Origin of the sequence: Streptomyces sp. NBC_00239, from assembly GCF_036194065.1 — a bacterium.
Classification (GTDB): Bacteria; Actinomycetota; Actinomycetes; order Streptomycetales; family Streptomycetaceae; genus Streptomyces.
Genome location: NZ_CP108096.1, coordinates 306,016 through 312,015, shown reverse-complemented (window position 1 = coordinate 312,015; position 6,000 = coordinate 306,016). Strand labels below are relative to the sequence as shown.

General features: G+C 74.1%; 5 protein-coding genes. 4 read left to right on the top strand and 1 reads right to left on the bottom strand.

Translation table 11 applies throughout. The annotated features are described in order from the left end of the window. Window positions 1-1,923: 1,923 nt before the first annotated feature. The 4 genes from OG764_RS39405 (at window position 1,924) to OG764_RS39390 (ending at window position 4,309) form a co-directional block, all read left to right on the top strand. Window positions 1,924-2,616, top strand: a complete 693-nt coding sequence (locus OG764_RS39405) for a hypothetical protein (protein ID WP_328973308.1) — start codon at window positions 1,924-1,926, stop codon at window positions 2,614-2,616. Window positions 2,617-2,753: 137 nt separating this feature from the next. Beyond that, entirely contained in the window at window positions 2,754-3,338 is a 585-nt protein-coding gene (locus OG764_RS39400; protein ID WP_328973309.1) for a hypothetical protein, read from the top strand. Window positions 3,339-3,504: 166 nt separating this feature from the next. Next, window positions 3,505-3,750 carry a hypothetical protein gene (locus OG764_RS39395; RefSeq protein WP_328973310.1) on the top strand — a complete coding sequence of 82 codons (246 nt, stop codon included), beginning with the start codon at window positions 3,505-3,507 and terminating at the stop codon, window positions 3,748-3,750. Between the two features lie 286 nt (window positions 3,751-4,036). After that, window positions 4,037-4,309 (top strand): hypothetical protein, encoded by a 273-nt coding sequence (locus OG764_RS39390; RefSeq protein WP_328973311.1) that lies wholly within the window; start codon window positions 4,037-4,039, stop codon window positions 4,307-4,309. A gap of 137 nt (window positions 4,310-4,446) precedes the next feature. Here OG764_RS39390 and OG764_RS39385 read toward each other — a convergent pair whose 3' ends face one another. Then, window positions 4,447-5,847, bottom strand: coding sequence for a hypothetical protein (locus OG764_RS39385; protein WP_328973312.1), 1,401 nt, complete (start codon window positions 5,845-5,847; stop codon window positions 4,447-4,449). Between the last annotated feature and the right edge of the window lie 153 nt (window positions 5,848-6,000).

Below are 6,000 nucleotides of genomic sequence, written 5' to 3'. Positions count from 1 at the left end.
TAACCACCGGCCTTCGGCCGGGGTTGCTCGGGCCTTCGGCCCTTCGCGGGTGCGTACGGTTAACTCCCGGGCTTCGCCCGGGAGTTGGCGGGGCCTCCGGCCCCGCGCCCGGCCTCCGGCTGCGGCGGCGGGCTGCGCCCGCGCTGGTGGGTGGGGTGGCGCTCCGCGCCCCACTGGTTGGTGAGGGTGGGTCAACTCCTGCGCTGCGCTCCGGAGTTGGGCGTTCCGGCCGGATGCTTCGCATTCCGGCCTTGGTTGGGTGGTGCCGGAGCGCTCCGCGCTCCGGTTACGTTGAGTGATGGGTTCGGGAGGGTCGTTTTGATCTTGGGTGGAGCGCTCCGCGCTCTTCGGTGTGCTCGTCGGGTGCGGGTGCTCGGGGGTTCAGGGAGGGCTCGCTTCGCTCGGCGGCGAGGGAGTGGGGGGTGTGCGTTGTCGGGTGCCGGCCGGAGGTTGAGCGGTGTGAATAGGGCTCTGTTTGTGGTGTTTTGAGTTAGTGTCACCCGTCTTGCCTGTGTGTTAGACATCACATTTTCGGCGTCCTCGGTCCTACTTTGCAAAGTACAAAGCCCGGCTCGGGGCCCGTCGGCACGTGGACACCGACGTGGGCAGACGGACACCGAGCGGACGCAGCCCACGAGGTGCCTGCGGTCGGGTCGCAGCGACGGTGCGGGAACGTAGGGGTGGGGGGCAGGGCGGCGCCGGATGCCACCGAACAACGCCGAACAACCGCGAACAACTCGCTCACGAGCGGCACCCGGTGGCGGGGCGCAGCGTCCTTCGTCGCGTCGGCTGGACGTTTCTGGACGTTCTTGGACGGCGTCGGACGGCGCGGGACGGCCTCGCGGCGGGGATGCCGGGCGGCGGCTTCGGCGGTGGTGTTGCCGGGGGTGCAACACCGGCTCCAGGCCGTCGTCTTGGGGGCCCGGCCTGCGCGGCGGGGAGGGGCCGCGACGTCGTACGGCTTGCTGTTGCCCGGGGGCACGAGGAGACGGCCGGGGCCTGGGCGGCCGGCCGAGCGGCGAAGGGGTGTTGCGGGGCTCGCAACACCACCCGGCCGCACCGCCGGCCGCGGGGCGCAGCAGCCCGGTTGGGCGCCGGCTGCCGTCCGTCCAAGGCGCCCGGGGTGACGGCCTCCGGCCGTACGGCGTCTGTCGTGTCACGCCCGCCGACGTCGAAAAGTGCAGGTCACCAGGGGGACACCACGGGGTGACACCGAGCAGGCCCGACGGGGTTCTGCGGGCCCCGTTCCTGGATGCGGTTGGACAGAATTGGACAGTTCTGGACGCCGGCGGACGCCTGCCTCCACAACCCCGGCGGGCGGCGAGGGGGCGGGGCGCAGCGGGGCCGGCCGAGCTCGGCGAGGCGGGCGCCGGCGCCGCGGGCGGGGTCGCGGGCGCGACGGCCCGTCGCGGTCAGGTGGTGGGGCGTAGGGGCGGGGCGGCGGAGGTGCCACAGCTCCAGGACGACGGCCAGGCCCCTGTCGTGGTGTTGCCGGGCACGGGCAACACCACGGCCGCGGGTGCCGCGTACAGGCGCGGGATCGTTGCCGGCCTCGCAACACCCGACGCCGGACAGCCCCAGGGCGACGAGCGCATGGCGCCCGCGCGGGTGCGGCCGCCAGTGACTCGCCGCGGCGGCCGGGGCGCCGAAGGCCGAGTGCCGGCGAACAATGCCGAACAACGCTGAACAACCCGTCCGCCAGCGGGAACGCAGCCCGCCCGCAACCAGCGGGATGGCGCCGGCGGCGCACCAGCCCCCCGGCGCCTGTGGCCGGTGCGCAGCTCGGCGGCTCGGCGCCCCGGGCAGTCAGCGCGCGCCGGAGCAGAACAAGCGCGACCCCTTTGTTTTGATCTCCCCCCCCTGATGGGGTACATTAATGAGCACATCGGGGTGAGCGCCCCGCCCCGAAGCCAGGAGGAAGCCATGAACAACAACGTGATCGACTGGAAGACCGGCGCCACCTACGCGTGCCCCCGCTGCAACCACGACTCGGTGGGCAACCCCAACAGCTGGGAGGTGTACACCTGCTGCAACTGCGGCACCCGCTTCGCCCGCTTCCCGCGCCTCCAGCGCTTCCTGCGCCACGTCGGCATCACCTGCGAGTTCTGCACCGAGCGCCACCCCGTCGTCGTCGACGGCAAGCCCTTCGGCTTCCTGCGCAAGCGCCACAACGGCGTCGGCACCCACGCCCGCCACCAGGTCGAGGCATGGCAGTACGACACCGACGAGATCCCCGACCACAGGGACCGCGTCCTCTACCGCGACACCTGCGCCACCCGCGCGGACGCGCTGGCCTCTCTCGCCCGCGCCCGTAGCTGGAACGGCGTCGAGGACGACTTCAGCCCCGTGCTCGCCGTCGTCACCGACGAGGAGTTCGACAAGTACTACAACGTCGACCACCTCACCAAGGAGCAGCAGGAAGGCCTCCACGACGGCACTCTGGAGGTCTACGGCGTCGGCGTCATCCGCACCCACGACGCCCCCAGCCGGATGCGCGGCTGGTTCTACCCCGAGACCGGCACCTTCAGCTGGGGCCTGATCGCACCCGCCGGACTCGAAGGCCTCTACACCCAGCACCTCCCCGAGGCCCTGGCGCCCCACGCCCCGCAGCTCTGACACACACCGGCCCGCCGCCCCAAGGGAGACGGCGGGCCAGTCGGCCCGCACCGCCCGGCGGCCGGCCGCCCGCACCGAGCACAAAGGCGCAGCAGGCGCCCCGCCTCCGGGCCCCGACACGACAGGAAGCACCCCCCATGAGCACGCACTACGCCAGCCCGACGCACATCCTCGCCCTGGTCAAGGGCGCCGCCGAGGGCGACGCGATCAAGCACATCACCCCGATGGGCCTGGGCACCCACCTCGACGACGCCGTGGCCTGCGGCCTGCTCACCATCGGCAGCGACGACTACGACCTGCACCCGACCGATACGGGGCGCGCCCTGTACGAGGCGCACCTCACCGGCCTCCCGGACGGCCGGGCCAACCACTGGGGCAGCGCCGTCCCCCGCGCCGCCGTCGACCAGGTGCACCGGCTCCACCTGAAGGCCACCGGCCGCGCCGTCGTCGTCGAGGCCGAGCTCACCGGGCCGGGCCACGGCACCGTCACCGTCACCCACGGCACCCGCCACGCCACACCGCCCCGGGCCGCCCTCGGCCGCACCCGCAACGCCCCGGGCCGCGCCACCGGCTGGTACATCGACCCCACCCCGGACGGCACCGCCCCGGCCCGTGCCACTGGGCGCACCAAGGACGACGTCATCCGCCGCTACCTGCGCACCCTCGGCGTCTGGCCCGAAGCCATCACCTACGCCCGCATCCGCTACACACCCCCGCGCTGAACACCCGCCCGCACCACGCCACGACAGGCCCCCCGGGCGAGAACGGCAGGCGGCGCAGCACACACCCAAAGACCCTGCACATTTGACATCTACCCCCCTTTTGAAGTACATTAGTAACTGACGGTGAGGGGAACACCCCGCCCTCACCCCTTCGGGAAAGGACCCCATGAACCAGTCCGAGGCAGACCAGGCCCGCACCCTCGCCGGTGAAGTCACCAAGCTCATCGGGACGTTCGAAACCGACAGCACCCTGACCGACCCCCAGCAGGCGATCGACTTCCTGACGCTGATGCACACGGAACTGCTCGAATTCGCCGACAACCCGGCCGACGACCGCCTGCGCCGTGGAATCGAAAGCCGCGTCACGAACTTCATCGACCTCACCCGCAAGGCCAGCCACCAGGCCGCATAGCACCGCGCGAGCCCTCCCCAGGACCCCAGCAGCCGCAACAGCCCCAGCACGGACGAGACAACGCGCACAGGGGCCCCGGCCCCTCCCCGGCCGGACGACCACGGTGTTGCCGCGCCCGGCAACACCCGCCCAGCACAGCCCCGGGCCCCGGGCCGCGATCGAGGTGGTCACCGCCCGGGGCAGCCAATGGCTCGCCCTCGTCCCCCACCCCGCCCTCGCCCGCCGCGCCCTGGCCGGGCCACGGCGGGCCCCGGCGCCACCTCGTACAGAACCGGAGCACCATCCGATGGACACCACCACCGCGAAGCCCGACACCGCCACCCTCTGGCAGAACCTCGCGGACGCCCTGAACGCCCTCGTCGGCGCCGAACTCCACCCCGATTTCCACGACCGCTACGGCAGCGGCAACAACTGGCAGCACCAGCCCTACGCCTCCGGCAACCACGGCAACAGCCCGTGGGTGGTCTTCGACCTGCGCGAACGCGCGTACACGGTCACGACCCGCGAACGCACCCTCGCCGGGGAGCACTCCCGGCCCCGCCGCCGCAAGCGCCGCTGACCCCCACCGCGAACGCGGGACGCGGCGCGGCGACCGGCGGCGGCGTCCGAGATACGGGGCGCGGCCAGGACGGCCGGGCCCGGACGGAGAACGCGCCCGAGGTCCCGCGCGGTGCGCCCGGGGCCCTGCGCGGTGGTTCAGCCGGCGCCGGCCTCCTCGGCGGCGGGCTCCCCAGCGGCGGGCTCCTCCTGGTCCTGGGTGAGCGGCGGGTACTCGGCCAGGATCTGCTCGAGCACCTTGTAGAGCGCGCCCGCCCGTGCGCTGCCCGAACTCCCGAAGGCCTCCCGCTCGGCGGTCAGCAGCAGCAGCCAGTGCGCGCCCGTCATCCGCATCCGCTGGGCCGCCCGTACCGCGGACAGCACACGGCGCTGCTCCTTCGCCCCCAACGGCCCCCGCACCGGCGTCACCAGCTGGTGCGCGGGACCCCGCAGCGCCTGCCGCAGATGCAGCGGCACCTCGTCCCACGCCGGGTCGTCCTCCCCGGGCAGCAGCCGGCCCCGGCCCGCTCCCGTCTCCACCCGCACCACCCGCACCACCGACACCGCCGACACCGCCGAGGCGGACGAGGCGGAGGCCAACGTCGAGGCGGCCGGCTCGGACGAGGCATCATCGGCCGCCTGCAGCTCTGCCTCCCTCGGCCCCGGCACAGCCGCGGACCCTTCCACCACCGTGCCCTCCGGCGCCGCCGCCCCCTCCCCGGCACCAGGCCCGGCCCCGGAGACCAGGACGGACCCGTCGACGGACCCGGCCGCACGGCCGGGCTCCGGGGCGGCCCCGGCAGAACCGGGCGCGGACCCCGCGCTCCCGGAGCTCCCCGCGACGGCCGGCGCCACGAAGTCGGCCACCACCTGCTCCAGGACCTCGAACACCCGCCGCGCCCGCTCACTGCGCGCACTGCCGAACGACTCCCTCGGCGCCCCCAGCAACGCCAGCCAGTGCTTCCCGCCCATCCGCCGGCCATCAGCCGCCCGCAGCGCGTACCGCACCCCCGAATTCCCCTTCTCCCGCAACACCGCCGGCTCCTGCGACACCAGCCGGTGCGCGGCCACCTCCAGGTGCTGACGCAGATGCAGCGGCACCTCCCGCCACAACCCGTCATCCGGCCCCGGCAACACCAGCCCCCGAGCCACACCCGCCTCCACCCGCACCGGCCCAGCGTCCCCACCACCCGAACCGCCAGACCCGCCCGTACGGCCCGTACGGGCCTCGGCGGCGCGCCCCGGCGCAGCAGCAGCGGACAGCTCCCCGGCGGCCGCCTCGGCCGCCGGGACGCCGCCCGCCGGCACCCCCGCCCCGTCCGGCCCCGGCTCGGCCCGCCCGGCGCCCCCGCACCCGCCCCCGCGCACATGAGCAGCCAGCCCCGCCGGCGCCCCCGCGTACGCACACCCCCCACAACGCGCCCAGCCCGCCCGGTCGACCGCCTCCTGGACCACCGAACGCTCCGGCCCGAACCCCGACTCGACCAGACGCTCCGGCAACGTCACCCCGCCCTGCACCGCACGCAACGCCGCAGCGGCCGTGATGTCGTGCCCGAGCATGAACCAGCGCCCGATCCCCGCCTCCCCACCACACCCGCAGAAGCAATCACCCGTCGGCACCAACCGCTTTTCCCTCGTCACCGTCACAGTCCCGGGACCCTAGCGGCACCACAACCCCCACCTCAGCCCAACCGACCACCCCGACCGGAACCG